The sequence below is a fragment of the Shewanella sp. 3_MG-2023 genome (assembly GCF_030548765.1).
Lineage (GTDB): Bacteria > Pseudomonadota > Gammaproteobacteria > Enterobacterales > Shewanellaceae > Shewanella.
In genome coordinates, this window is record NZ_JAUOSH010000018.1 from 1 (window position 1) to 26,986 (window position 26,986).

Annotated in this window: 22 protein-coding genes; 12 read left to right on the forward strand and 10 right to left on the reverse strand. The window is 42.4% G+C overall.

Going from position 1 to position 26,986, the window contains the following annotated elements; translation table 11 throughout:
- Positions 1-171: 171 nt before the first annotated feature.
- Positions 172-1,599, reverse strand: a complete 1,428-nt coding sequence (gene ccoG / locus Q4591_RS11485) for a cytochrome c oxidase accessory protein CcoG (RefSeq protein ID WP_303461127.1) — start codon at positions 1,597-1,599, stop codon at positions 172-174.
- Between the two features lie 168 nt (positions 1,600-1,767).
- On the opposite strand from ccoG, the gene Q4591_RS11490 reads away from it, so the two are divergent.
- From Q4591_RS11490 to Q4591_RS11500, 3 genes are all read left to right on the forward strand, one after another.
- Positions 1,768-2,115, forward strand: a complete 348-nt coding sequence (locus Q4591_RS11490) for a hypothetical protein (protein WP_102475837.1) — start codon at positions 1,768-1,770, stop codon at positions 2,113-2,115.
- 87 nt (positions 2,116-2,202) lie between these two features.
- Entirely contained in the window at positions 2,203-3,105 is a 903-nt protein-coding gene (locus Q4591_RS11495) for a 1,4-dihydroxy-2-naphthoyl-CoA synthase (protein WP_102520252.1), read from the forward strand.
- Positions 3,106-3,295: 190 nt separating this feature from the next.
- Positions 3,296-3,505: a DUF2061 domain-containing protein gene (locus Q4591_RS11500; protein WP_102439900.1), complete on the forward strand. Its 210-nt coding sequence runs from the start codon at positions 3,296-3,298 to the stop codon at positions 3,503-3,505.
- A gap of 50 nt (positions 3,506-3,555) precedes the next feature.
- Here Q4591_RS11500 and Q4591_RS11505 read toward each other — a convergent pair whose 3' ends face one another.
- On the reverse strand, positions 3,556-4,761 hold the full coding sequence (locus tag Q4591_RS11505) for a potassium/proton antiporter (RefSeq protein ID WP_303461129.1): 1,206 nt from the start codon (positions 4,759-4,761) through the stop codon (positions 3,556-3,558).
- Between the two features lie 641 nt (positions 4,762-5,402).
- Between Q4591_RS11505 and Q4591_RS11510 the strand changes: the two genes are divergently transcribed.
- The 4 genes from Q4591_RS11510 to pstB all read left to right on the forward strand — a co-directional run bounded on the left by Q4591_RS11510 (position 5,403) and on the right by pstB (position 8,823).
- Entirely contained in the window at positions 5,403-6,212 is an 810-nt protein-coding gene (locus Q4591_RS11510; RefSeq protein ID WP_303461131.1) for a phosphate ABC transporter substrate-binding protein, read from the forward strand.
- A 74-nt stretch (positions 6,213-6,286) separates the two neighbouring features.
- A complete protein-coding gene (pstC, locus tag Q4591_RS11515) occupies positions 6,287-7,198 on the forward strand; it encodes a phosphate ABC transporter permease subunit PstC (protein WP_076541861.1) in 912 nt (303 codons plus the stop codon).
- The gene (gene pstA / locus Q4591_RS11520; RefSeq protein WP_076541860.1) at positions 7,198-8,061 is read left to right on the forward strand and encodes a phosphate ABC transporter permease PstA; all 864 of its coding nucleotides are present in this window, start codon (positions 7,198-7,200) and stop codon (positions 8,059-8,061) included. The genes pstC and pstA overlap by 1 nt, the downstream gene beginning before the upstream one ends.
- 12 nt (positions 8,062-8,073) lie before the next feature.
- Entirely contained in the window at positions 8,074-8,823 is a 750-nt protein-coding gene (pstB, locus tag Q4591_RS11525) for a phosphate ABC transporter ATP-binding protein PstB (protein ID WP_102475842.1), read from the forward strand.
- A 135-nt stretch (positions 8,824-8,958) separates the two neighbouring features.
- Here pstB and Q4591_RS11530 read toward each other — a convergent pair whose 3' ends face one another.
- A complete protein-coding gene (locus Q4591_RS11530; RefSeq protein ID WP_303461134.1) occupies positions 8,959-11,109 on the reverse strand; it encodes a heparinase II/III family protein in 2,151 nt (716 codons plus the stop codon).
- A 4-nt stretch (positions 11,110-11,113) separates the two neighbouring features.
- A complete protein-coding gene (locus Q4591_RS11535; RefSeq protein ID WP_102475844.1) occupies positions 11,114-13,249 on the reverse strand; it encodes a heparinase II/III family protein in 2,136 nt (711 codons plus the stop codon).
- Between the two features lie 436 nt (positions 13,250-13,685).
- On the opposite strand from Q4591_RS11535, the gene Q4591_RS11540 reads away from it, so the two are divergent.
- From Q4591_RS11540 to Q4591_RS11550, 3 genes are all read left to right on the forward strand, one after another.
- Positions 13,686-14,018 (forward strand): cupin domain-containing protein, encoded by a 333-nt coding sequence (locus Q4591_RS11540; RefSeq protein ID WP_102437243.1) that lies wholly within the window; start codon positions 13,686-13,688, stop codon positions 14,016-14,018.
- An 18-nt stretch (positions 14,019-14,036) separates the two neighbouring features.
- Positions 14,037-14,978, forward strand: coding sequence for a sugar kinase (locus tag Q4591_RS11545; protein ID WP_102437245.1), 942 nt, complete (start codon positions 14,037-14,039; stop codon positions 14,976-14,978).
- Positions 14,979-15,056: 78 nt separating this feature from the next.
- A complete protein-coding gene (locus tag Q4591_RS11550) occupies positions 15,057-15,680 on the forward strand; it encodes a bifunctional 4-hydroxy-2-oxoglutarate aldolase/2-dehydro-3-deoxy-phosphogluconate aldolase (protein WP_303461137.1) in 624 nt (207 codons plus the stop codon).
- 256 nt (positions 15,681-15,936) lie between these two features.
- Here the strand turns inward: Q4591_RS11550 and Q4591_RS11555 are convergent, their stop codons facing one another.
- The 6 genes from Q4591_RS11555 to Q4591_RS11580 form a co-directional block, all read right to left on the reverse strand.
- Positions 15,937-16,647 carry a 3'-5' exonuclease gene (locus tag Q4591_RS11555; RefSeq protein WP_102437249.1) on the reverse strand — a complete coding sequence of 237 codons (711 nt, stop codon included), beginning with the start codon at positions 16,645-16,647 and terminating at the stop codon, positions 15,937-15,939.
- A complete protein-coding gene (locus Q4591_RS11560) occupies positions 16,648-18,513 on the reverse strand; it encodes a DUF294 nucleotidyltransferase-like domain-containing protein (RefSeq protein ID WP_102475846.1) in 1,866 nt (621 codons plus the stop codon). It abuts the gene before it with no gap.
- Positions 18,514-18,717: 204 nt separating this feature from the next.
- Positions 18,718-19,434 carry a FadR/GntR family transcriptional regulator gene (locus Q4591_RS11565; protein WP_076541842.1) on the reverse strand — a complete coding sequence of 239 codons (717 nt, stop codon included), beginning with the start codon at positions 19,432-19,434 and terminating at the stop codon, positions 18,718-18,720.
- A gap of 601 nt (positions 19,435-20,035) precedes the next feature.
- Positions 20,036-20,860: a hypothetical protein gene (locus tag Q4591_RS11570; protein WP_102475847.1), complete on the reverse strand. Its 825-nt coding sequence runs from the start codon at positions 20,858-20,860 to the stop codon at positions 20,036-20,038.
- A gap of 50 nt (positions 20,861-20,910) precedes the next feature.
- Complete coding sequence (locus tag Q4591_RS11575; protein WP_303461140.1) at positions 20,911-22,530, reverse strand: chondroitinase-B domain-containing protein; 1,620 nt, start codon at positions 22,528-22,530, stop codon at positions 20,911-20,913.
- Between the two features lie 50 nt (positions 22,531-22,580).
- Positions 22,581-24,140, reverse strand: coding sequence for a polysaccharide lyase 6 family protein (locus Q4591_RS11580; RefSeq protein ID WP_102475849.1), 1,560 nt, complete (start codon positions 24,138-24,140; stop codon positions 22,581-22,583).
- 283 nt (positions 24,141-24,423) lie between these two features.
- Between Q4591_RS11580 and Q4591_RS11585 the strand changes: the two genes are divergently transcribed.
- Together Q4591_RS11585 and Q4591_RS11590 are read left to right on the forward strand one after the other, a co-directional pair.
- Positions 24,424-25,383 (forward strand): polysaccharide lyase family 7 protein, encoded by a 960-nt coding sequence (locus tag Q4591_RS11585; RefSeq protein ID WP_102436352.1) that lies wholly within the window; start codon positions 24,424-24,426, stop codon positions 25,381-25,383.
- A 345-nt stretch (positions 25,384-25,728) separates the two neighbouring features.
- Entirely contained in the window at positions 25,729-26,979 is a 1,251-nt protein-coding gene (locus Q4591_RS11590; RefSeq protein WP_102475882.1) for an alginate lyase family protein, read from the forward strand.
- Positions 26,980-26,986 lie beyond the last annotated feature (7 nt).

A 26,986-nucleotide genomic window follows, 5' to 3' on the forward strand; every position in this document is an offset into this window, starting at 1 on the left:
TTGAGGCTATTGGCCTGTCGCCGTGTCAGTGGATGCGCATTATAGGCAAGTTAAGATTTAGCGCAAGGGCTTTTATGAAGAAAACGATAGAAAATGGCTTGTTCGTTGCTATTTCAAACGAAACGCACAAAAAAGGGACTAACCGTCCCTTTTAAGACGCTATATCAGGCTTTACTCACCAAAGAATCTTGATTCTTGTTTGATGACAACGGCCTTATCATCAATGGTCGCGGCTACGATTAAGTTAATTTTAGTCACGGTTCGCTCTAACACCCCTGGATCGACAGCAATACTAATAGGTAAGGTGAGCACTTCACCCGCTTGCACTGATACGGTTTGTGGACCGCTCCATTCATATCCTTCAATACCATCCATCGAAAGTGCATATTGCTGTGCTTGCTCAGTTTTATTAAGTAGCTTTAAGGTATAGGTGTTCTGCACTAAGCCATCGTTGGTTATTCTATATAAAGCATTTCGGTCTCGGATAACATCCATTCGCACAGGGGCAATTGTGGCGCTGGCATAGATAAACACTAAGATCATGACTGTTAACGCCACACCATAACCCACCAATTTCGGTCTTATGATGCTTTCTTTAACGTTTTCTAATTTATTTTCGGTGGTGTAGCTGATAAGTCCCTTGTCATAACCCATTCGCTCCATTGTGGTATCGCAGGCATCAATACAGGCGCCGCAGTTAATACACTCATATTGCAGCCCATTACGAATATCAATACCGGTAGGGCAAACTTGGACACATAGGTCACAGTCAATACAATCACCTAAGCCCATTTCTTTAGGGTCTGCTTTGCGTGAACGTGGGCCACGGGTTTCACCACGTTTTGCGTCATAACCGACTATATAAGTGTTCTTATCAAACATGGCTGCTTGGAAGCGCGCATAAGGGCACATATGAATACACATGATCTCACGCATCCAGCCAGCATTACCGTAGGTTGCTAAGGTAAAAAATACTACCCAGAAATAAATGCCAATATCGGCATTAAGGGTAAATACATCAATATAGACTTCACGGCTTGGCACAAAGTACGACACAAAGGTCATCGCTGTAAGTAATGATATGAGTAACCAAGAAGTGTGTTTGGCTGTTTTACGCCATAGCTTATTAAAGCTCCAGGGCATCTGATCTAGCTTGATACGTTTATTTCGCGCACCTTCAAACTTCTCTTCTAACCAGATAAAGATAAATGTCCACACGGTTTGCGGACAAGTGTAGCCACACCAAACTCGCCCGAGATAGGTGGTAACAAAAAACAGTCCAAATGCGGCAATAGTAAAGAGTGCTGCCAATAGGGTTAAATCTTGCGGCCAAATAGTGAGATTAAAGATGTGGAACTTCTGTTCACCCAAATTAAACCACACGGCTTGTCTATCACCCCAAGGCAACCAAGGCAGGATAAGAAAGAAAGATAAAGTCGCCCAGCCAATACGGCGTCTTACCGTGGTCCACAGTCCTGTGACAGCACGGACATAGATACTGTTACTCGGATTAAAGCGATCCGCTTTACTGGCGTCGGGTTGATGAATCTTGATCCGGGCTTGCTTAGCGTAATCTTTAGTTTGAGATTCTTGTGTCATCTTGATGCCTTACTACTCAAAAAAGGGGCAAATTCTGTTTAGGTTACAGAAAACGTTATTAATTTAGATAAAAATAGCCTGTAACTGCTACGCACTCGTTTATAGAGTGTTAATTGAGTGTATTATACTCGCATTGTTTAAACTTATTCACTTTAATTGGACTAAAAGATGAGAGGCTGGATCCTTATAGCACTGATTGGCGGCGTTATTTACTACTTTGCCACCGAAACCGACAAATTAGATGAACCTATTGCTGCAGTTGAGTCGGTATTCAACGATACAGAAAAAAAACTAAAATCAATGACGGGCACTAAGATCACCAGAAAGGAAGATATCATCCCCACCATTCCCAGTGAGGTGATTGAAAGACTGACAGCTAAAGAACTCACTGAACTGAAAAGCGTGTTTACTGACAATGAGTCTGTGAGTGCATTTAAAGATGAGTATTGCGGTTTTGGGCTGACACATCCTGCTATTAGTAAACAAAACCTGCAATTTATCTGCGATAAAATATAATTTTTGGCTTTCCTGCCCTATGTCAATTGACCTGAGAATTATTTCAGCCTAGCCTTTGGATAATCTATTGAAAAAGGCTAGCAAAAAATGACTCAGCAGGTTTCCGACATATTCGACCCAACACTTTGGGACACTGTAACTGACTTCGATTTTGAAGACATCACTTATCATCGCGCAAAAGATCAAGGTACGGTGCGTATCGCGATTAACCGCCCCGACTGTCTTAATTCATTCCGCCCAAAAACCGTTGATGAACTCTACACTGCGTTAGATCATGCCCGCCAATGGTCTGATGTCGGCTGTGTATTAATTACAGGTAACGGCCCATCAGCAAAAGGTCAGCACTCTTTTTGCGCCGGTGGCGATCAGCGTATCCGAGGTAAAGATGGCTATAAATATGAAGGCGCAGAAGAAGGTAAACCTGATGTGGCACGCATGGGCCGCTTGCACATATTAGAAGTACAACGCCTTATCCGCTTTATGCCTAAAGTGGTTATTGCTGTAGTACCTGGCTGGGCTGTTGGCGGCGGCCATAGCTTACATGTTGTGTGCGACCTCACCTTAGCTTCTAAAGAACATGCGGTATTTAAGCAAACGGATCCTGATGTAGGCAGTTTTGACTCAGGCTATGGTAGTGCTTATTTAGCGAAAATGATCGGCCAAAAACGTGCTCGTGAGATTTTCTTCCTTGGCTTTAATTATACCGCTGATGAAGCGTTTGATATGGGCATGGTTAACCGCTCTATCCCCCATGCTGAACTTGAAACTGAAGCATTAAGCTGGGCGAAAGAAATCAACAGTAAATCCCCAACCGCGATGCGTATGCTCAAATATGGCTTTAACTTGCCAGATGATGGTTTGGTTGGGCAGCAATTATTTGCTGGTGAAGCCACTCGTTTAGCTTATGGCACAGACGAAGCGCAAGAAGGCCGTGATGCATTTTTAGAAAAGCGCGACCAAGACTTTTCTAAGTTCCCTTGGCATTACTAATACTTACTCTTGCTTACTATCGTTAACTTAGAAGATGTCAGCCACTCATAGTAATAGCAGCAAATTAAGCCGACCATTTCTCGGTCGGCTTAATTGAAAAATCAAATAACGCCTATCGATAAACTGACCTTTACAACCTAGATGATAACAATTATCATTTGCATCAGGTTAATAAAACAGGTCATTTATCATGAAAAAAACAATCACTTTCGCCATCTTACATTTCTGTGTCGCTTTTACTGTCACTTATCTATTAACAGGCAGTATTGTTATCGGCGGCGCTATCGCACTATTAGAACCTGCTGTAAATACCGTAGTATTCTATTTTCATGAGAAAGTCTGGAAACGCATTGAGCAAGCTAAAGCTGAAGATACCTTGCAACAACTCAGCGCAGCTTAACCCCCATTTATAATGGCTTAGCCAATTACAGTATCAAATGATCTGATCGATCACTCTGCTTTATGCTGCTCTTTTTGCTCTAACCCAAGTTTATTGGCCAAGGGTGCAATAGCGCCGCCCTGAATAAACACAGACATCAATACAAAAAAGAATACCATGTGGACGATTTCTATCGCACCTGGTACGCCTGCCGCTGCAGGTATTAAGGCAAACACAATCGGAGTTGCCCCTTTTAGGCCTATTATTGAAATAAATAAACGCTTTTTCCAGCTGGCCTTCACAAACGGCAAGTAACATAACTGCACCGCTAACGGTCTCGCGACCAAGATAAGTAATAGCCCCGGAATAATAGAAATCCAAAAGACGTTCATTAATGTCTGCGGGAATATCTGCAGTCCGAGCACGATAAACATCAACGCCTGCGCCAACCAAGATAAACTATTAAAAAAGTGTAAATTAACCAGTTGGCCGCGCTTAATGCCATTACCTATCACCACACCAGCAATATAAGACGCCAGTAAAATATTACCGCCAAGCATCTCGGCGCTATAAGTAGCAATAATAAAGCTCGCTAACACAAATACCGGAATAAGCCCGAATTCAGCCAAACTAATTCGATTAAGCAGTAATACTGCTAATTTACCAATTAAGAAGCCCACCACAATGGCAACCAAAATCTGGCTCGCTAGGTGCAGTGATAAGGTTGAAATAGCAACCGCTTGATGAGAAGCCAGTGTCATATCGGTTAATACAATCACCATTAGCATTGCCACAGGGTCATTGGTGGCTGACTCGAACTCCAGCACAGTATCGGTTTGCTCTTTTAACTTAAGCTTTTTAGACTCTAAAATTGAAAATACTGCCGCCGCATCAGTTGAAGATACGATAGCGGCAAATAACAAGCAGGTGATTAGATTAAAATCCAGCAGTCCATAAAGAATTGCCGCAAAGATGAGCGTGGTAAATATCACCCCAAATGACGCTAATACTCCGCCTTCTTTATAGGCCACTTTAATTTTATCGGTGGAGGTATTTAAGCCACCGACAAATACAATCACATTAAGTGCCAACCCCCCTATCCATGCAGTTTGGTCGAGATTGTCATACACGAAATTAAACTCACCATTACCCAAGGATAAACCGACCCCCATAAATATCAGCAACGAAGGTATGCCTAAGGTGCGAGATGGATGGTGCAATAAAATGCCAATAACAATGAGTACTGAGATGCCAATCATGACCATTTCTGTTGTCATACATTTACCTTATATAGTGTGAATAATGTCGATGCACTCTGCTGTTAGAGTGGGCGTTGCATGCGGTGTGCATATCTTAGTTGCTCGTAAACTTGGCAATGAAAAGGTAAAAAGACGATGTTGCAGTGTACATTGCGATGACTTAACCCCACTCAAACGGCGGTTTAGCTTACTAATTGTATATTATTTTAGCGCCTTAATTGATTGTCATAAAACTTTCATATTAGCCCAAATGTTAATAACCACTGCATAAAGAAAAACCCAAATATCGACACAAGGTTAAAATAAACTTAATTCACAATTAACTTAACACAGCAAAACAACTAGCTGACAAGCGCCGAACGCACCCAAGCACCCACTACAACTATATCCACATAAAGCCTGCAAATTTAAGAAATTAAAAGCCAACTTCCAAAATGCCTCACTCGACCACCCGTTACCGGTAACAACCAATTAACACCAACAAAACAACAACCTAACCACAATTAATCCAAATTAATTTGCTCGCTTTTGACTGTAACTTAACTGTCATATTGATCTGTCTTAATGCACTCGCTTCAAATCGAACCTTAAAAGAGAAGCGCCCTAATGTTGATATCCAAATGGATTAAACGAACTACCTATATTAAGTGGAACTTGTGATGAAAAAAGTGATTGGTTTACTAACAGCTGTTGGTTTAATGGCAGCACCTCTTGTTCAAGCTGGTACAGTTACAGTGTCTGGTTCAACCTCTGTTGCCCACGTTATGGAAGTGCTGGCAGAAAATTATCAAAATACGACAAACAAAAATGTTGAAGTACAGGGCACCGGCTCATCAGCAGGTATTCGCGCCGCTAAAGATGGCACCAGTATGATTGGTATGTCATCTCGTAATATCAAACCAAATGAATTAACGCCAAAAACAAAAGAAATCGTTATCGCTCGTGATGGTATTGCTACTGCAGTAAATAAAGCAAACCCAGTTAAAGACCTGACTCAAGAACAAATTTCTAAAATCTACCGTGGCGAAATCAAAAACTGGAGCGAAGTTGGCGGCGAAGCACGTCCAATCGTTGTTGTTACTCGCGAAAATGGTTCAGGTACTCGTGGCGCATTTGAAGAAATCATGCAGCTACAACGTAAAGTTAATGGCCACACAGTAACTGCTATTACTCCTTCCGCTCAAGTCGGTAACGGTAACGGCATGATTAAAACCATCGTTGCTAACAACCCATACGCTATTGGTTATATTTCACTAGGTAGTGTTGATGATTCACTCAACGCATTATCAGTCAATGGTGTTGCAGCTACCGATAGCAACATTGCCGCTGGCGACTATCAAATTGCCCGCCCTTTCATTGCGTTAATAAATGAAGACGCACCAGCAACAGCAAAATCATTTATTGAATTCATTATGTCTGCAGACGGTCAAGGTATCGTTGCAGAAGAAGGCTACATCCGCGTTCAGTAATTACTGATTGAATGCATGGCATAAGAAGGCCTAGACCTTCTTATGCTGCTTTTTGTTTATATAGAGGTTGTAACATGGAAACGGCTAGCAAAATAGACATGACGACAAAGGTGTCACTGTCTCCTGCCAAGAAAATTGATTGGGTAGAACTACTCTTTCACGGGTTATTTTTTCTCAGCGCCATGGTCGGCGTGGTATCGGTCATCACTATTGGCTGGTTCGTTTTCTATGAAGGATTACCCGCATTTAAAGAAGCGGGAGTGTTAAACCTCATTTTTGGTAAAGAATGGCTACCACCTGCGCTTTACGGTATCGCCGCCATGATTGTCGCCTCGCTTGCTTCAACCATGGGCGCGGTAATGATTGGCGTACCCGTCGCAATATTAACCGCAGTCTTCTTAGCGGAAATTGCCCCAAAGTGGCTCGCCAACATTGTTAGACCTGCTGTTGAGCTATTAGCGGGTATTCCGTCGGTGGTTTATGGCTTTTTCGGTTTGATTGTTATCGTGCCAGCTATTGAAAGCATTTTTAATATTCCTGCAGGTAACACTCTATTAGCGGGGATTATCGTGTTGGCGATTATGATTTTGCCAACCGTTATTACGATTTCAGAAACATCGTTAAGAGCACTCACCCCGACTTACAAAGAAGGTGCTTTAGCCTTAGGGGCATCGCACATTTACAGTATTTTTAATGTGTTAATTCCTGCAGCTAAAAGCGGAATTTATACCGGTGTGGCTTTAGGTGTCGCCCGCGCCATTGGTGAAACCATGGCCATTATCATGGTGATGGGTAATGCCCCTGCTATGCCAGGCTCGCTACTTGAACCTGCACGTTCATTAACGGCTAACATCGCAATGGAAATGTCTTATGCAACCGGCATCCACTCAAGTGCTTTATACGCTACAGGCATTGTATTACTGGCCTTTATCGTTTGTTTAAATGCTGGACTACTTTATCTAAACCGTAAAAGAGGGCATGCATAATGACTCAAGTATCAAACAAGCAATCCCGAGTGTTTAAAGACAAGGCTGCACTGGCAGGCGTTTGGGCATCTGCAGCGCTCACCATCGTATTTTTACTTTGGGTCGTGTGGCACATTTTATCTAACGGCTTAAGCCATGTCAGTTGGGAGTTTATTACCAGTAGCTACACACGCATTGGCGAAGCATCAGGTATTTGGGCGATGATTGTATCAACCGTTTATATGGTTGGATTGTCACTGGGTATCGCAGCGCCACTGGGGATTATGACCGCTATTTACTTAACCGAATACGCCAAACCTGGCAGTAAATTGGTTGAAGTGATCCGTTTTTGTATTGAATCATTAGCCGGTATTCCATCGATTGTTTACGGTCTGTTTGGTATGACCTTCTTTGTGACAGTACTCGGCCTTGGGTTCTCTATCCTTGCTGGCGCGCTGACACTGTCAATGCTGATTTTACCTGTGATAATCCGCACCACTGAAGAAGCGCTAATGGCGGTACCTATGAGCTACCGTGAAGGGGGTTATGCACTGGGCAGTTCAAAGATTTATACCATTTGGCGCCTCATTTTACCTAACGCATTACCGGGTATTGTGACCTCAATTATTTTGAGTACAGGCCGCGTTATTGGTGAGTCGGCACCGGTATTTTTAACCGCAGGCATGGTGACACAAATTCCTGAATCAGTATTAGATTCTGGCCGCACCTTAACCGTGCATTTATATAAACTCACCCAAGAATTATTTACTCAACATGAGTGGGATCAGGCCTATGCCACAGCCACCATCTTGATTGTATTAGTGCTAGTACTCAATCTAGCCACCAAAATTATCGCAGCTCGATTTGATAAACATTCACATTAAGGCAATTTAAAAATGAACAAGCTTGAAGTCAATAATCTCAACCTTTTCTACGGCGAAAACCAAGCGCTGAAGAATATTTCATTGCCTATTCCTGCTAAACAGGTCACGGCGTTAATTGGTCCATCTGGTTGTGGTAAATCAACCTTATTGCGCACCTTAAATCGCATGAACGACTTAGTGGCAGGGGTAAAAATTGATGGTGATGTGTTATTTGAAGGCGAAAACATATATTCAGACATTGATGTAAAACAACTGCGGATGCGCGTGGGCATGGTATTTCAAAAACCCAACCCATTCCCGATGAGTATTTATGACAATGTTGCCTTTGGCCTAAAAGCGCAAGGCGAAAAAGACAAGCAAGTCATTGCTGATATGGTTGAAGAATCATTACGTGGTGCAGCATTATGGGATGAAGTGAAAGAACGCCTTCATAGTCCAGCACTTGGTTTATCAGGCGGTCAGCAGCAACGTTTGTGTATTGCCCGTGCCATTGCTATGCAACCTGAAGTGATTTTGATGGATGAACCAACCAGTGCGCTTGATCCTATCGCTACCCATAAAATTGAAGAGTTAATGGACGAGCTACGTAAAAAGTTCACCATTGTAATTGTGACTCACTCAATGAATCAGGCAAAACGGATTTCAGATAAAACCGCCTTCTTCTGGATGGGCGAGTTAGTTGAACACGCGGATACCGCCACCTTATTCCAACACCCAGTAGATAGCCGCACTCAAGGTTATGTTAGCGGTGAATTTGGTTAAGCTGTCTACTAAATAGTTTATCCAAGCCTGCTTATACTGCCCGCTAAAGACAAAAAGCCCGAGACTAACATGGTTAGCTCGGGCTTTTTTGATTGGTAATAAATAAGACTGCTTATTAGGCAGCCTTATTGGCCATTAACCAATATGCACTTCACCTTTCCAGCTTACTGTTTTACCAGCAATTTCAAGGCTTGTGTGGCTGTCTGCATTGACATCAGCTTTGTTTGATACAAACACATTAACCTCTTGGCCTGACACCAGCGTCAGTTTCACAGCTGATGCATCAGCTGTGTGAGTGAGTACTTCAACCTTGCTCACTTGACCGCGAGCATCAGTGCTCGCTTCAATCGCTTCATTGAAATAGCCATGGGTTTCATAGACGTTAGCAAATAAATGCGTCTTGCCTTGCTGACGTAACAGCATTACCGGCTCGCTGCGTAAGTTAAAATCAGGATCATTGGCGCCAGTACGGGCAAAAATGACTTCACTGTCTTGGGTTGCGCTGCTCACCATTGAATAGTAGCTGCTGCCCATTAACCAGCTTACCAAGCTGCCTTGCTGATCAACCCTGCCTGAAGCAATGTTCCACAAGTGCTGATAACCTGATTTTTCACCGACAGGCTTAAGCTTAGACGCCGTTTGGTACTCAAAATCAGTACGGATAATTTGACCGCTGTGATGCATTACATAATCATAGGTATGCTGCTCGTCACTGGTTAAGCGGAATAAATCCAATACGATTGGCTTAGCAATGCCGGCAACTTCGAACATCACTACTGTGCGTTGTTGATCAACCCCTGGGTAGTAGCCACGTACAAATGCACTCATGGCTTGCATGTTGTTATCACCTGCCACAAAGAAGTGCGGTTCACCCCAACGTGCTTCAGCAGTGGCGGTGTCACCTTGGTTTTGACTGGTTTCATCAACCACAACTGTATTGTGAGCAACAGTTTGCTTACAGTAGCTTTTGTTTTCAGGAATATAACGACCGCCAAATTTTGGCTCAACGTTAACCCAACGGCCAAAGCCATAATCGTGAGTCACTTCTTGACCGTGATTAAACAGGCTGAGGTGTAAACCATCAAAATGACCGTGATCTAATGCTGAATGCAATTTATGGTCACTGCCGTGTTGGCCGTACCATAGTAGCGCCATGCTATCGTCAGCTTTAACATCACGATGACGTAAAATTGAAATACCGCCGCGCTCGCCTTGTGGGCCGTCAGTGAGCTGTAAACTACCCCAGTTAAAGCCTGCGAGTTTTTCAGAGTTTGCTACACCGTCAGATAATGCGGCACCTGAACCATGTACCCAAACCTTGTCTTGATGCACAGCCATTGATTTAAGGTTGTCATCTTGGGAGTAACGCTTAAAGCACACGCTAGTGGCAATTAAAACGCCTTCATCTTTAATGTCCATGGTTTTAGATGAATCATTAAGGGCTGGCAACACACCATTAGGGAACGCGGTAGACATCACGGCGTAAGTGGTGGTTTTAATCACTTGATCTTTCAAGTTATAGATATCGATTTCAGGCTGACGACGTTGAATAGTCTCAGCAAATAAGTAAATCGGTCTAAGCGAGAAACGGTGATAATACGGACCTTCCATATAGTAACCATCTGGCGAGAACAGTTGCGTCAGCTGAGCAATAAAGCCACCTGATACGCTGTCACCCGCTAAGCCATAAAGTGCTTTATCAACACTGGCTTGGTCGTTAATGGCGTAACCACAAATACCCACACCCGCCACAGCCCAAAGGCCATGGTTATGGACGATGTCAAAATCGTGGGCATAAGTATCAACAAACAAGTCAATCATAGGACGGAATAAGTCGTTTTCGATTAACTGTTGTTCGTCAGTGGTTAACTCATGACGAATACACGAATAAGCACAAGATGCATACAGCATCCACATGTTTTCATTCAGTGTCTGATGGAAAATACGCCCTGGTGGGTTTGAGTCACGGCTAGTGTTCAGCTCAAAGCTGGTATACACCTTAGCGTACTCAACCAACATGGTTTTAGCGTAATCAAGGTAGCGCTTATCTTGAGTGATCAAGAATAAACGCCCTGCTAAATCCAGGTGGATGTAGTTTTGCTTGTGGCGGTTATGCTCATAACCGCCCGCTTCACCGTGGCCAGGAATTTCAATGCCGACAGGTAGATAAGCTTCTAGAGCTGCCACTTCAGTAGCAATAGAGCGGCCCATTAAGCTGTCTGTATTTAGATGAGTACGTAACTCAGCAGCTTCTTCAAAGCTCATTAATAATGGTTGGTAACTCATGGTATTAACCTCTTACTTCAACAGCAAAGTAACCCTGCCATTGGAAATCTTGATTGTTAAATGTCACGCTAGTTTTGCTCTCGTCAGTCACGCCAACTTGGTTACTGACCATCACAATGATTGAGTAATCTTTAGCGATAATTTCGATGACCGATCCCTGCTCATTGGTGCCAATAACCTTAACCTCGGTAATTTGGCCGCGGGCTTCAGTACTGGCTTCAATGGCTTCATTAAAGTAACCATGAGTCTCAAGTACGTTGGCAAATAAGGTATCTTTTGCATTGCGACGTAATACTAAGCCTGGCTCGCTGCGTAAGTTAAATGATGGGTCATTGGCGCCGCTGCGAGTAAAGATAACTTCGTCTTCTTCGCTTGATGCCGTAAGCCAAGTGTAATAGCTGCTACCTTGTAACCAGCTCACTAAAGTGGTGTCTTTTGCTTTACCTTGACCAACATTCCAAAGATGTTGATAACCAAAATCATCACCTAGCGTCGATAACTCGGCGTGAGTTTGATAATCAAAGTTTGTCCGCACGATTTGACCATCGTAATGCAGTGCGTAGTCATATTGATGCGCCACCTCACTGGTTAAACGGTATAAATCAACCAAGATGGGTTGTGCTAAACGCTCGTCGTTTATCATGAGCAAGCTACGTTGCTGATCAACCCCTTCATAGAAGTCACGACAAAATGCACTCACACCTTGAATTTCTTTATCATCACCGCTAAAGAAGTGTGGTTCACCGTGGCGGCTATCAGCTAATTTAACGTCAAAGTTGTTTTGACACTTTTGATCTACCGCTACCGCATTATGGGCAATAGTTTGGCGAGCATAAGATTTGTTTTCATCTAAGTAACGACCACCAAATTTTGGCTCCACGTTAACCCAGCGACCAAAGCCGTATTCACGTAATACTTCTTGGCCATTGTTAAAGAAGCTCACTCCTAAGGTATCAAAGTGACCATGGCCCATGCCGTGTTGACCGTAGTTCATCACTAACTGGCTCACATCGCCTTTATTACTTTGCATACGTAAAAATGCCTGCGCGCCACGATCACCATTTGGGCCTTCGTTTAGCTCAACACTGGCCCAGCAAGGGTTTAAAGCAGCATCATTGTTATCAAAAGCGCTTGAAAGTGCTTGGCCACAAGCATTAACCCACACTGTATCTTGAATCTGCGCCATGCCTAAGATGTCATCATCAATACCATAGTGTTTCGCGTATAAGCTCAGCGCCACAATCACACCCGCATCGCAAATATCCATGGTCAGTGAAGCATCATTTAATGCAGGGAATACCCCATTTGGATAAGCTGTTGCCAGCATTGCTTTAACGGTTTTACCAATGACTTGACCGTTAAAGTTAAAGATATCTAGCTCAGGACGGTGACGGTGAATCGCCTCAGCAAACAAACATAGTGGACGAATGGCATAACGATGATAGTAAGGACCTTCCATGTAGTAACCAGAAGGAGCAAACAACTTACTGATTTGCGCTAAATAACCGCCTTCAATGTCATCACCTTTAAGACCGTGAATAGACATTTCAACATATTCAGGCTTATCGATGGCTAAACCACACATGGCAACAGCTGCTACAGCCCAGATGCCGTGGTTATGGATGCGGTCAAAATCGAATGCATACTTATCAGTAAACATATCTAACATTGGCTGGAATAAACCATCGATAATGGTTTGCTGCTGCTCAGCAGATAACCAATGGCGAATACAGCTATAACCTAAGCTAGAATAAAGCAGGAAGACATGTTCATTGAGGATTTGATGAAACAAACGACCCGGTGGGTTAGTGTTCAATTGCTCATGGTAATCAAGCTTCAAATACTTATCTGCATAAGCAAGTAACAGGTCAGCTGTATACTGAGCGTACTTGTCTTCACCTGTTACCAGAAACAAACGTCCTGCTTGGTTAATATATTGATAGTTTTGTTTGTGACGATTATGTGCATAACCACCCGCTTCACTATGGCCAGGGACTTCAACCCCTAACGCCATAAACGCGTCAGTATCTTCAATTAACTTGGTTAAGCTTTTACCCATTAGGCTATCTTTACCTAATTCATTGGCGATTGATGTGATTTCCGACTGTTCAAAAAGTACCGCTTTAATGGCTTGCGACATATTAACCTCAAACTAAAAGTGCTCATCTGAATCTAAAATAATACAAATAAACAAAAATTTCAGCATATATAAACTAATAATAGACTTGGATCACTGACTATTAGTTTTAGTTTTCACTATCAACTGTGCTTATTAAAATAATGAATAAATTACATAATTTATTTTTAACCCGATAAATCAATCAGATAGATGTATGACCTGTAAAATAATATAAAACAAATACGAAGCCGATCACAGTTACGGTAGATTTGTATTACAAATAAAAGTATTTTACTAGTACACTTAGATCAAACTAAACAAGGTGGCGTTCGATTAACGTACAAATTGAGCGGCAACTTTAGCCAAGATAAATAGTCGATACCACAAAGTTCAATCAAGCACTAAGGCCTGATGAATATAGCTTACTTGCTGCTATCGACAATAAAAGGAGATTGTAATGAACGCATTTTATGAAGACGACAAAACCGCTTGGGAAGACCTAGGTGATGGTTTGAGCCGCAAAATAATTGGTTATACTCCTGATTTAATGGCTGTATTTGTAAAATTTGATAAAGGTGCCATCGGCCACCCGCATACTCACGACATTCACGATCAAATTGGTTATGTGGCTGCAGGCAGCTTTGAAGCTGAAATCGATGGTGTTAAAAAAGTGCTTAAAGCTGGCGATGCTTATATTGCGCCTAAAATGGTGATGCATGGTGCCGTCGCGTTAGAGCAAGACAGCATTTTAATTGATATGTTCAATCCTGCTCGTCAAGATTTTCTATAAAACCAAATAGGAGCTGATATGTCTATGTTAAAGGTCGGTATCATTGGCGAATGCATGATTGAACTGCAACAACGTGATGGCGAACTTGTCCAAAGCTTCGGTGGTGACACCCTGAATACTGCGGTGTATTTATCTCGATTAACTCAAGATAAAAATATGACCATCAGCTACTTCAGTGCCTTAGGTCAAGACCCCTTCAGCCAAAACATGCTTAAAAGCTGGCAACAAGAAGGCATAGATACCCAGCACGTTCAAATTATGTCTGAAAAGCTGCCAGGTTTATACGCTATCGAAGTCGATGACGAAGGTGAGCGAAGCTTCCATTACTGGCGTAATGATGCCGCGGCAAAATTCTGGTTAGAACACGCTTCAGCAACACTGCTAACAACGATCAGTCAATACGATGTGTTGTACTTATCAGGTATTAGCTTGGCGATTTTAACCCCTAAAAGCCGAGCAATACTGTTCGACGTCCTGCAAAAGTGTAAAGACAATGGCGGCAAGATTATTTTTGATAATAACTTCCGTCCCAGATTGTGGCAGTCACATCAACAGGCCCAAGAAAGCTATCTTAAAATGTTGGCCCTAACCGATATTGGCTTACTCACGTTTGAAGACGAACAAGCCTTGTTTGGTGACACGCAACTGGCAACCTGTATCGATCGCAGCCTCAGTGCAGGCATGAGCGAAGTAGTCATTAAGCGCGGTGCAGAAGAGTGCCTCATCGTCACCAAAGACGGCCAAGTTAGTGTGCCAGCCACCTTAGTAGAAACTGTGGTTGATACCACCTCAGCGGGCGATTCATTTGCAGCTGGGTATTTGTCACAACGTTTACTGGGCGCAAGCCAACAACAGTCAGCGCTTACCGGTCATGCATTAGCAAGTGAAGTGATCCAGCACAAAGGTGCCATCATTGATATCAGCGTAATGCCAGCAATACCAATGGCCTTTGATTCATAGCGCTAAGTATTTTCTGCAACAGTTTTAGGTAATCCATTTGGGCGAATTACCGCTAGTTATTATTCAAAAGGAAACAATATGAGCACGCAAAACGAAAGACTAAAACAGCTAAAAGTTATCCCGGTCATTGCCATAAAAAATGCCGATGATGCGGTGAAACTCAGCCAAGTTTTAGTTGAAAATGGTATGCCTTGTGCGGAAATTACCTTCCGTACTCCAGCAGCGGCTCAAGCCATTAAGAATATGCGCGCAGCTTACCCTGATATGTTAATTGGTGCGGGCACGGTATTAAATTCAGCAACGGTAGATGCGGCTATTGATGCAGGCGTGGATTTCATTGTTAGCCCAGGTTTTAACCCAAGCACGGTTAAATACTGTCAGCAACGCGGTATGCCGATTATCCCTGGTGTAAACAACCCATCATTAGTTGAGCAAGCAATGGAAATGGGTTTAGACACAGTTAAGTTTTTCCCAGCAGAGCCTTCTGGCGGCATATCAATGCTAAAAGCATTAACCGCAGTTTACCCAGTAACAATCATGCCTACTGGTGGCGTTTCACCAAAAAACATCAATGACTACTTAGCTGTTGATGCTGTGGTTGCCTGTGGTGGAACTTGGATGGTGCCAGCGAATTTAGTTGATAATCAGCAATGGGATGAAATTGGCCGTTTAGTTCGTGAAGCGGTAGCTGCACTAAACTAATACCTGTGGTGAATATAATGAGTTGCTGCAAATGAGCAAGTTGCAGCGCTTATTAAAAGATTAACAGAAAGACCAAATCATCATTTTAAATCCGATATAAAAGCTAGTGCAGAAACTAGCGAAAACCTAATCCCCATGCTCAAATAATAATAAAAAAATCATACTCCCACTCCGGTGGTATTCTTTCCCCAATATGGATATTGGGGATTTTTCGCTTTATGCCTGCAGCTAACTAAACCACGATTAAACCACAACGTTAAGGGCGATAGACCTGCTTAATCTCTCCTGTTTGATTGCCAAATAATTTCGTGCATAAGGCCAAATAAAGCTCTGCGGTAGCCACTGCATCAACCGAGGCACTATGACCATGGTATTCAGGTAAACCGTAACGCTGTCGTATCGATATCAGTCGATAATCACCATCTTGTTGACTAGCTTTGTTCAAGGTCATCGACTTTTCAATCGCTAAGGTATCAAGCCACAACAGTGGCATGGGTGGTAGCTGATATTTTTTCATCAAATAATGATCAATAAACTGCTGCTCAACTTGCTTACCATGCACTAACAGTAACTTACCCTGCATCTGCCGAAACAGATGCTCCATCACAATATCCAACTTCTGCGCCCGATTAACCATCTGCGGCATAATGTGGTTTATCACCGCGGTTTCTGGCCTCACCACACCTTTAATATAGGTATGGCCGACACTGGCTAAGTCAATTCGCTTGCCACGCATAGTAACGTAACCAACACTCAAAATATGATCTTGCTTAGCATCCAAACCACTGGTTTCAATGTCTAGCGATAAATAGGTGAGTTCAGTGACCTTAGCTCCAAGCTCTGGCAACGGCTGGGTTAATAACGCCAATAAAAAATCCGGTAATTGCGGATGCGCAGCAATATAATCCTGCCTGGCTTTATTGAGTCGCGTTAGTGGGTGAAAGTGGTTTAGCCATTTTTTTATCATTTAATTACCACTAAAGCGAAGCTTGGCCGCATCCTGAAGGTTACTGATAATTCTAAAAGCATCTTTTAAATGTTTACGCTCAAATGAGCTGATCGAGCTCGGCTCCATGTGATTATTGGGTTTTTGCCCCTGACGCAATGCCGATAGTTGATGGTTATAACGCACTTGAGTCACAAAATAGAAGGCCTCAATAATATCTTTAAAGTCATCTTCATGGAGTAGCTTTTGATTCACGGCATACTCAAAACGATGTCGAGTCCCTGACTCTGAACACCCCACAGCTAACCCATAAATACGTGCTAAATCGACAATTAAATTCAAGGCATACTTTTTAATATTAAGCACCTTAGTGTTATTACCGCTTTTTTCTACCACCAATTTATTAAAAATCCCTAAAGGTGGCTGCACTCGAACGGCATCAGTAACCAGCGAATGCAAAAACTGATGATCTTGGGCAATTAATTGATGTAAGTGCTGCTGCAGTTCAGCGGAAAAATTAGCATTGCCATGTAAGCTTCGCACCTCTAAAAATACGCTGACATTCATCAGCATGCCATATTGGGGATTGCTGACCCACTTGCGGTAAAACTGTTTCCATACAGATAAGGTCTGACACCATTTAGGGTTCGATGCCATGTAATGACCGGTACAGGTGGGATAGCCGCAACCATCCAAGCCTTGATTAACGAATTCACTAAGCTTAATAAAGTAAACTTTATCTTCTTCTGTCGCACTGTCATCCATAATAATGGCGCTATCTTGATCTGACAGCATATGAATTTCATTGCGGGCGTGGGAGCCTGCAACCACCCAATTGTAATCACAAGGTGGTGCGCCAAATTGCTCTTCGGCCATTTGAATTAAGCGGCGATTATAGGCATCCATGATCATCGACATCACTTGGCCGATAATTTCGGCGCTTACCTTGCCATCAACTAGGGCCTCAAAAATCGCTTGCCGCTCTGAAGTTAACTCTGCCAACCCTGCTGTAGTCTCGGTGTATTTGATTTTCTCAATTAAGAAAATCGCCTGCATCCGATGTTTTTGCACCAAGTGCGACGAGGTTAGTAACCCCAAAACTTCATTGCCACGTACCACAGGTAAGCTGCGAATACCCGACTGCATCATTAAAGATGCCGCTTTTAAAATTAAATCATCAGGGCCAATGGTAATAGCAGGCGTAGTCATTACCGTATGAATAGGCAAACTAATATCAAGGCCATCTGCAATGACTCGCTTGGTCATATCTCGGTCGGTAATAAGGCCAACAATGTTAGCGTCTTTTTTGATAACCGCGGTTGAGGTGCGGCAGGTATCACGCATTTCTTTGGCGACATCTTGAATGCTCATATCAATATCAACCACTGCAGCATGACCACTGGCCACTTCAGAAACTTTCTTTAAAAATAGGCCTTTCTCTTTATTGGACCACACCACATTTAAGGCCGAACGTAAGCGCAGTTGCGCCGCTGAGGAGATACTTTCACTAAACTGTTGATGTTGGGCGGTCAGTTTAAGCAGTTTTGAATGAGGAATTAAATACAGCAAGGTGTTTTCGATGGCGGTCGCGGTATAACCATCGAGGATATTCTTTAGGGGCTCTAAAAAGGTAAAACCGAATAAGTCTTCAGGGCCCATTTTTGAACGCAACACCCCGTCAGGCTTACGCTGCTCCATGGAGCCGGTACGAATAATATATAAATATTTTTCATTCGAACCGTCGCTGAATTGGATCTGCTCACCACGGCCAAGGTAGGTAATACTAATGCAGCTGGCAACATCTTTTAAAACGTCCCCTGACAGTTGATCAAACGGGTCAATTTGCCCAATAAAATCAACAATATTAGGAATTAGCGATTCATCCATTATCTTCTCTCAATCAGCGACGGGTAGATACCAAGGTCAAAAACCTTGGCATTTGTATGATTTAATATTAACGCATTTTGAGGAATAAAACGTTAACCAGACAGCAATCTTCTGCGAAAAACTGCTACTTTTTAACTTATAGAACAGCTCACAAAAAAAGGCCAACCTGTCAGTAACAAGTTGGCCTTTTTTAGCGATTAAAGCTTACTGCTGAATCGCTTCTAATTCTTGGTCACTTTGATTTAGCAACTCTTCACTGGCTTGACGAGCCTTTTCTGCATTACCCGCCATAATCGCTTCGTAAATTAAACGATGCTCTTCAATACAGGTAGTGCCACGCTTTGAGGCATGGTGGAAGAAACTCTTAAACATGGTGGTCAACACATTGGCAAACGGTAAAAAGAAGCTGTTACCAGTCGAAATAAAGATTAACCGATGAAACTCTAAATCGGCATCGACCCAACCTTCATGGTCAAACCCTTTAGAAATTCGATCCATTTCTTGAAATAGTGCGGATAACTGCATCCGCTGCTCAACCGTGGCATTGCGGGCGGCGCAAGCACAGGCTTCAGGCTCTATCGCTTTACGCAGCGATAAAAACTCTTGATAGAGATGCTCGGTTTTTTCCATGTCAATGAGCCAGTCAAGTAATTGAGAATCAAGATAATTCCAATACTCTTGCATTCGCACTCGGGTACCGACTTTGGGCTTAGACTCCAACAAACCTTTAGAGGTCAATAGCTTAATCGCTTCTCGCAATGCGGTACGGCTGACACCAAACTGAGTACAAAGGTCCATTTCCCCAGGGATAATCTCACCCTGTGGCAAATCACCAGAAATAATACTACGAGCCATTTCACATGCCACTTGCACATGTAAGCTGCGTTTTTCGCCACCAATTGGTGTAAATTTTGTGCTCATGTAGTAATACCCACCTATGATTTACACATTAATTAATACAAAAGACATAATAACTTGTATCACAAAGATACAAAGCAAAGGAGCCTTGCTGATAAGCAGAGGTTTAACAATGGCAATTGATAACCACAACATTTTAGCTAAGTTAGGCCTTGACGCAAATATTAAAGTCAGCAGTATAAAATGTTTTTACTCTATATATTAGATGATTAGCAAGTAATGACAGTGAAATCTATTACACTTGTCAGCCAATAAAGTTTGTTAAACTATGTCTTTTACAATGAACTATAACGCCGACTGATACTCTTTTAACTAGTATATGGCATCGTTTAACATTCACCAGTTTTAGACCAGTAATAATATTAATGTAATTATAATAACCTTAATTGAAGATTAATACTTAATCCTTGTTCATAGTTAATACTGACAAGCTCACAAAAATCAAAAATAATCTTTATTTCAGTGTTAAGGGTAAAAAAAATGCTGCCTGTCACCAAGGACAAAGCAGCATTTCAAGTCAGACTTCTTGTTAATTAATCACTAAAAACCAAGGAATTAGATAAAATCCCAATAGTTATTTATTCATTAAATTAACAGCTAAACATTAGAAGCTGTATTTATAACCAAGCTCGATAGCGTTATCACGCTTACCGTACCAATCGTAACCACTGTTTTCTACCATATGGCTGTCTTTAAGCATCTCAGTTTTCAGCTTAAATTTACCGTATACTGTGTGCTTTTTCGCATGTGGGAAACGGTAGTTCGCGGTAAACTCGTGCTCAAATAAACTGCGATCACCATTACTGTATACATGCTGCTCTACACCACTGTCGTTCTTGTATGATGAGATTTTGCTATAGTGGATCAAGTTATAAACAAAGCGGAAGTTATCCCAACGGTACGTCAGCCACATGTCGTAACGCATTTCTTTGTTTTTGTCATCGCGGTAGTAGCTATCGGCCGGATCATCTTTTAGTGAGATACGGTCAAGGTGCTGACTATAACGTGCACGCACTTTTACCTGCCAATCGCTATTAATTTTATAACCATAGTAACCACCAAATCGGATACTGTTGGCAGTTTCTTTGGTTTGATAATCTAATACTGGGCCCGCCTGGTGCTCGTTATTATCGCCCCAACGCGTTTGATAATCTGTTTTGAATGTCAACTCGTACTGCTCAGGGGCAAAACCCACTTCTTTTTCAGACTTGCTGCGATCATATTGCCACGCTTGTTCAACACCAAACTTAAAGCCGTTGCGCATACGATGGCCAAACTCGACTTTAGGGCGGTCGGTACGACCATCAAGCAGTTTATGTTCCCATTTAATGGCAATGGTACTTTTACCAGGGCGTAGATCATCATCATCTTCTGCTGCAGCGTTAAAGCTTAAGGCACCTAAAACAGCAATTGCTAAATACTTTTTCATTCTGATATTCCTAATTATTTTTTTAATCAAATCCAGTTAATAACGCGAGCTTATTCAGCTGACTCTGGGCCAACCTCTGCTTCAGTAAGGATCACTAAGCCTGTTGCGCCTTTACCAGCAACATTACCTTCTGGAGTTGCAAGGAATAATTTTGAATCTTCAGCAGATTCTGTTAATTCAGCAGTGCCATTACCTAAGTTTTCACGCTCTCCTGTCACTTCTTCGTAGTTATCATTGCTTGATAACGTGGTTACCGCAAACATGTTGCCAGACCAAGTAGAACCTTCACCAAGTAAGCAGTCATCACGTACACCCTTGTCACTAGAATCAACACCGTCAACACCGTTTGCCACTAGGTTGTCGGTAAGATTAACCACTGAGTCATCGGTACATGCACCAGATTTACCAAAGATGAAACCTTGTTTGGCACTCACAATCGTGTTGTTAGCAACTGTTGATGGGGCTTTGAGCGTTACGCCAGCATCGATTTCTTCATCTAGTACTGAAATAGCGCCCACTTCATTACCGGTTTTAGAACGGCTATTGTTGTAGACATAGTTATTAGTCACTGTGTGGCCTTTAGAGATAATACGAATACCCGCTTCGTACTTACCATCATCTTCACCTGAGCCATCGTTGATCATAATATTGCTAGCTACAGTGTTGTTTTCACCACCTTCTAATGACACAAAGCCATTGCTGCTAATAAAAGTGTTATTTTCAATAGTGTTACTACTTAAACGCACATAGATCATCCGGCGTGATGCATTTACGTCAGTAAATAGATTGTCGCTGATGAGTGTATTGGTCACATAGTCTGTTTTAGATGAGCTTGAAGTGCCTAAACGAATCGCAAACACGTCATTGGTGCCGCTAAAAGGGTTATCAAGGGCTAAGTTGCTGAAATGGTTGTGACTAATAACCACATCTTTATGTGATGAACTCGTACCTTGAACAGTAATGAAAGAGCCTTCTTCTGTCGGTTTGTTAGTAAAGGCGTTATAGATGATTTGAGTGCCTTCACCGCGCACCATAATCCAATCTAATGGATCATCCTGGCCATTTGATGCAAGGTTTTCACCATCAATGGTCAGTTGTGATAACACCACGCCAGCAGGCTTACTCTCAACGGTTTCATAAGCCTCACCCATTGATGATGAAGTACCTACGTTGATTAGGGTGGTGGTTGAACTGTCTTTACAGATTGGAGTAACGTCTTTAAAAGTAATGTTACGTAACTGAATGTTATCAGCAGAGATAACCACACAACCTTCGCCACCTATAATTTGTGCCGCCGCGCCATATTCAGAGCCTTCTAGGCCATCATAAGTCGGTTCACCACCTAATAATACTAATGGGGTTTCACTGTCTAAGACTAAATTGCTTAAACCGCTAAAGCTGGCAGTATTATCTAATAAGATAACGATTTGACCATCTTCATTAACGTCAGTCGCGCCGTCAATAGCCGCTTTAAGAGTGCTCAAATCAGCATCACTAAATACCAAATCAGGGACTAAATCCCCTACCGGTTCAATTGGGTCGGTTGGATCTGTTGGATCAGTAGGGTCTGTTGGATCTTCAGTTATCGGCTTATCATAAAAATCACAGGCAGATAGCGTTGTTACAGCGAAAACAGCACTAATAAATAACGATAATTTATTAAGTTTCATACAACTTCCTTTTTTCTAAGTTTATTATTTTAATCGAATTCTTTTTTGCATTACTTTTGGATTGTGTAACTGGCACCAACATCTGCCATGGTCAGTACTTTTAAGCCCTTCGCGCCCACATCTAAATCTGCCGCTTCAAGCAAACCATTCGGTGCAACAATAAGCTTTGGCTCAGCAGTGCTAATACCTTCTGCTGGTAAATCTACCGCTTGGATAGGACCAAAATAGACTTCGTTGTTATAGGTAGGGTTAACCAGCTTAGCTACTTCATCATTACCTTTTAGGGCTAAAGACTTTTTCACTGCGGCGTAAGATAAGTTGTTATTAAAGGTCATATCGACACCAGCAAATACCGTCGATACTTTTTGATTGTCATAGAGGCTTACGCGGTGTTTTTTGTCTGAATATAAGACGTTTTGACGCGAGTTAATAACAGTGTTGTTTTCGATTAACACCTTGTTTGGCGTCGCTTGTTTGTTTAAGCCTTTACCTTTGACGTCTTGGCTTAATCGCTCACCTTGTTGCACATCGGTAATGCCGGTATTAATGGCGATGCCACCACGGACATTGCCGGTACCCATGACTCGCTCAATGTAGTTGTTACGAATAATATGGCCTTCGTCATATAAGCGAATACCACCTGAGTAACGTTTGCCATTACCAAGGATGACATTGTCTTCAACCACATTGTTGATACCGTGACGCAATGACACCATTGAAGCGCTGTTAATAATGGTGTTACCACGTAGCACGTTGCCAGCTGACTTAAATGACACTAACTCTGTTTCACCATCACACTCGTAAAATAGGTTACCTTCAATGGTGGTTTTTGATGGATAGATTGAGCTTTTTGAATCGCCGACACGAATGGCTTCCCAGCTATTTGAGTTGTAACGGATCGCATCGCTAATATCGAACTCTTCATACTGGTTATGCTTTTGGTCATAAAACAAATTACCTTTAATGACATGGTTATCTGCAGTTTCATCACCTTTAGCTTTCTGAATACCTATCAAGGTGCCGCGTTTATGCTTACCTTCGAAGGTGTTGTTCAATAATTGATTGTTTTTGCCGTAAAGCGATAACCATAAATACTTTGGATATTCATCACGCTTAGAATCTGGCTGATAAGCGTATTTATCATTGAAGAAGTAAAACATCGAGTTTTGTAGAGTGTTGTTATTACCGCGGAAAGTGATGCCGCCCATACGCTCAGCAGGGCCACCTTCGGTAAAGACCACACCATCGAGGGTAATATTGTTACCCACAAGGTTTAGCTGCACTAAGCCGGTAAACCAAGTTTGCCCTGGTACTTTTGCTTTAATAACAACGTTACTCGCGGTGATATCGAGACGACCTAAATCAGCATATTTGCCCGGTTCAAGAATTAACTCTTCCCCATCAGCAAGTGAAGCCAGCTTGCTTTTTAACGCTGCGCTATCAATGGCCTTGATTGAGCCTGAAGTAATCACTGCTTTTTCGTGAGCAACAATATTGTCTATTGCGACCTTATTAGTCTGTGTACCCTCATCAACTTTTGAATAGTTTTCGGTGGCACATCCGCCCAGTAAACTTAACGTAACTAAACCTGCAATTAAGCTAATCTTCATTAAACCGTCCCCTTATTTGTATTATGTTATTGTTTTATTTTTGTCGCATCATATCTGTGATATTGCGCAAACTTTTTTAAACTTTTTTATTATCAAAAGTGCAACAATCAAAATTAAACCATATAAACTATAAAAAACAGCAACTTAAAAAACTTGACCATTTAAGTCAAAAAACGTTAATCTTGTTTTTTGACGCGGGTCACATTTATGGTTCGGATAATAGCAATCAAAAAGCACTGGATCTATTGTATTATTTATTAATTAGAGGGGATTTGGATAAAAAATGACTAAAAAGACATCAGTGCCGCTTTTAACCAGTGTTATTTTTATGCTAATTGCTTGCGGAGGTGGCAGTTCAGAAACGGTTCCGCCTGAAGAAACGGTTCCGCCTGAAGAAACGGTTCCGCCCGAAGAATGTGAAAGTTGCAGCTGGAACATAGATCAATGGAAACTCACCCTACCTGTGAGTAAAGATGATTACTACGGCACGGGTGGCGACTCTGCCGCAGAGCTAATTCCAGCTGATTGTAGCGGTAAAACTCGACTATCAAACGACACCAACGAACCCTACTTCTGGGTTGATGACAGTGATGAGCGCATGTATTTTCAGGTCAACTTAGGTGATAGTGGCGCGACTACCATCAATTCATCTTATGTACGTTCAGAATTAAGAGAGCTATATCACTATCAAACCCAAGACCCTTGCAGTAGCAGCAATCAAAACTGGGCTATAAATCAACAACATCAACTATCAAGCAGCCTGCGCATAGAGCAATACCCACAGATAAATGGCCAAGATCCTAAAGTGATTGTCGGCCAAATCCACGCTTATCAAATAAAACAAGCACTGGTTAAACTGCAATGGGATGGACCAAACAAACCAATCCGCGCCATTTTGAACGATAGCTTTGCCCCTAATAACGACAGCTGTGATAGCTGCCAGTCGTTCAGTGTTGAACTAGGCACAGTGGATGCCGGTACTCAGTGGCACTATGACATTGTGGCCAACCAGCAAGGATTAACAATCACCACTGAGATCAATAATACCACCACAGCAAGAACCCTAGCTTGGGGCGAGCCTGTACTGGCAAAAGACGGTAAGTATTACAGCTTAACAGAAGCTTGGTTAGAGGAGACTTACTACTTCAAAGCTGGAATTTATCCGCAAATCCAACCTGACGAAGACTACCAAAATCAGATTTTTGAAGTGTCATTTGACAAGATCACAATCCAGCACCAGTAGCGTTAAACGTAAATGGCAGCCGTAATATAAGGCTGCCATTAACTTATAAGCGTTAATTCCATTCAGCCCAAACGCCGCATTAATGTATGACAAATTTACAATAAGGGTTAGCAGCACTATTTACTATAAACCTTATATAAGCAGTGGCTGACGCCATATAAGATTACACTCAAACCATTAATTAAAAACCAAATAAACCTAAGTTAGTAGCAAATGGCGCAATAGTTTGCCATTAACACAATACAATAAGATCTGGATCACAGCATCGAAACCGCTAGACAACTACCCTATTTGTATTATTTTATCTTTATAACAAATTCTATGAAGGATGATATTGTGACCCAAATGACCCTACGCCCAATTGCACTACTTATAAGTGCATTAGCACTCAGTCACCAAGTACAAGCCGCCGATTTTGTGTTCTTAAATGAAGATGTTTTGCAGCAAAATCGCACCATCCTTCAAAGCAAAGATGCTAGCGCCTCAATGAAGCAAGCTTATGAACGCTTGCTTGAAGAAGCCGACATCGCCATGAAACAAGCGCCTTTTAGTGTGGCTGAAAAAGGCATGACTCCACCAAGTGGCGACAAACATGATTACATGAGTATCAGCCCTTATTGGTGGCCAGATGAAACCAAAGCTGATGGTTTGCCGTGGATCCGCCACGATGGCAAAACCAACCCAGCCTCAAAAACCACAGAAACTGACTCTAGACGCATTGGTAACTTTACCCGCTCAACCCGCGCGGTCGCCTTAGCGTATTACTTTAGCCAAGATGAAGCCTATGCCAAAAAAGGCATCGAATTTGTGCGTACATGGTTCTTGAATGAAGCCACTAAAATGAACCCTAACGTCAACTACGGTCAAGGGGTTCCCGGCAGAGCAGAAGGACGTCGAGGCGGTATTATTGATACCCGCACCCTTGCCGACAGAATGCTAGATGCCATTGCTATTTTGTCGCAATCAAAGCATTGGACTGAACAAGATGAGCAGCAAATTAAGCAGTGGTACAGCGAGTACTTAGATTGGCTAATTGTTGATGATCTGTCTGGCGGCCCTAAAGGTGAGGCGGCAGCGGCTAATAACCATGGCACTTGGTATGACTTCCAAGTGGCCAGCATCGCTTACTTTATTGGTAATGATCACCTGACTAAACAGATGGTGCAAAAAGGAAAAATGCGGGTTGATACCCAGTTTGAAGCTGACGGCTCACAACCCCATGAGATTGAGCGTACTCGTGCCTACCATTACCACTATTTCAGTATTGTGCCATTAGTGGGCATTGCTGAACTCGGTGAAAAAGTCGGGGTTGATTTGTGGAACTATGAAAACGACAAAGGCGGCTCGATGGCTCAAGGTATCCAGTTAATGGCCAACTACCATGATCCCGCAGTGAAATGGCCTTACTCACAAAAAGATGACCGTCGCCGCGTTGAGCGCATGACTAGCATCTACTTAAAAGCCGGTGAGTCACTGAATAAACCTGAGTGGATAAAGCTTGCCAAAGACACCGACTTTAGCCAGTTCAGCGTTAAAAAGAACTTAGCCGAAGTGTGGGAGCAGCGTGACATTGAGCTGCTTTATCACAAGCAATAATCATTAA

Bases quoted from the DNA above. Each gene is read 5' to 3' on its own strand.
- pstC (WP_076541861.1), top strand. From the start codon at position 6,287: ATGGAAACGGCTAGCAAAATAGACATGACGACAAAGGTGTCACTGTCT.
- Q4591_RS11495 (WP_102520252.1), top strand. From the start codon at position 2,203: ATGACTCAGCAGGTTTCCGACATATTCGACCCAACACTTTGGGACACT.
- Q4591_RS11560 (WP_102475846.1), bottom strand. From the start codon at position 18,513: ATGGATGAATCGCTAATTCCTAATATTGTTGATTTTATTGGGCAAATT.
- ccoG (WP_303461127.1), bottom strand. From the start codon at position 1,599: ATGACACAAGAATCTCAAACTAAAGATTACGCTAAGCAAGCCCGGATC.
- Q4591_RS11590 (WP_102475882.1), top strand. From the start codon at position 25,729: ATGACCCTACGCCCAATTGCACTACTTATAAGTGCATTAGCACTCAGT.
- pstA (WP_076541860.1), top strand. From the start codon at position 7,198: ATGACTCAAGTATCAAACAAGCAATCCCGAGTGTTTAAAGACAAGGCT.
- Q4591_RS11580 (WP_102475849.1), bottom strand. From the start codon at position 24,140: ATGAAGATTAGCTTAATTGCAGGTTTAGTTACGTTAAGTTTACTGGGC.
- Q4591_RS11555 (WP_102437249.1), bottom strand. From the start codon at position 16,647: ATGATAAAAAAATGGCTAAACCACTTTCACCCACTAACGCGACTCAAT.
- Q4591_RS11535 (WP_102475844.1), bottom strand. From the start codon at position 13,249: ATGTCGCAAGCCATTAAAGCGGTACTTTTTGAACAGTCGGAAATCACA.
- Q4591_RS11500 (WP_102439900.1), top strand. From the start codon at position 3,296: ATGAAAAAAACAATCACTTTCGCCATCTTACATTTCTGTGTCGCTTTT.
- Q4591_RS11545 (WP_102437245.1), top strand. From the start codon at position 14,037: ATGTCTATGTTAAAGGTCGGTATCATTGGCGAATGCATGATTGAACTG.
- Q4591_RS11565 (WP_076541842.1), bottom strand. From the start codon at position 19,434: ATGAGCACAAAATTTACACCAATTGGTGGCGAAAAACGCAGCTTACAT.
- Q4591_RS11575 (WP_303461140.1), bottom strand. From the start codon at position 22,530: ATGAAACTTAATAAATTATCGTTATTTATTAGTGCTGTTTTCGCTGTA.
- Q4591_RS11530 (WP_303461134.1), bottom strand. From the start codon at position 11,109: ATGAGTTACCAACCATTATTAATGAGCTTTGAAGAAGCTGCTGAGTTA.
- pstB (WP_102475842.1), top strand. From the start codon at position 8,074: ATGAACAAGCTTGAAGTCAATAATCTCAACCTTTTCTACGGCGAAAAC.
- Q4591_RS11550 (WP_303461137.1), top strand. From the start codon at position 15,057: ATGAGCACGCAAAACGAAAGACTAAAACAGCTAAAAGTTATCCCGGTC.
- Q4591_RS11505 (WP_303461129.1), bottom strand. From the start codon at position 4,761: ATGACAACAGAAATGGTCATGATTGGCATCTCAGTACTCATTGTTATT.
- Q4591_RS11490 (WP_102475837.1), top strand. From the start codon at position 1,768: ATGAGAGGCTGGATCCTTATAGCACTGATTGGCGGCGTTATTTACTAC.
- Q4591_RS11540 (WP_102437243.1), top strand. From the start codon at position 13,686: ATGAACGCATTTTATGAAGACGACAAAACCGCTTGGGAAGACCTAGGT.
- Q4591_RS11510 (WP_303461131.1), top strand. From the start codon at position 5,403: ATGAAAAAAGTGATTGGTTTACTAACAGCTGTTGGTTTAATGGCAGCA.
- Q4591_RS11570 (WP_102475847.1), bottom strand. From the start codon at position 20,860: ATGAAAAAGTATTTAGCAATTGCTGTTTTAGGTGCCTTAAGCTTTAAC.
- Q4591_RS11585 (WP_102436352.1), top strand. From the start codon at position 24,424: ATGACTAAAAAGACATCAGTGCCGCTTTTAACCAGTGTTATTTTTATG.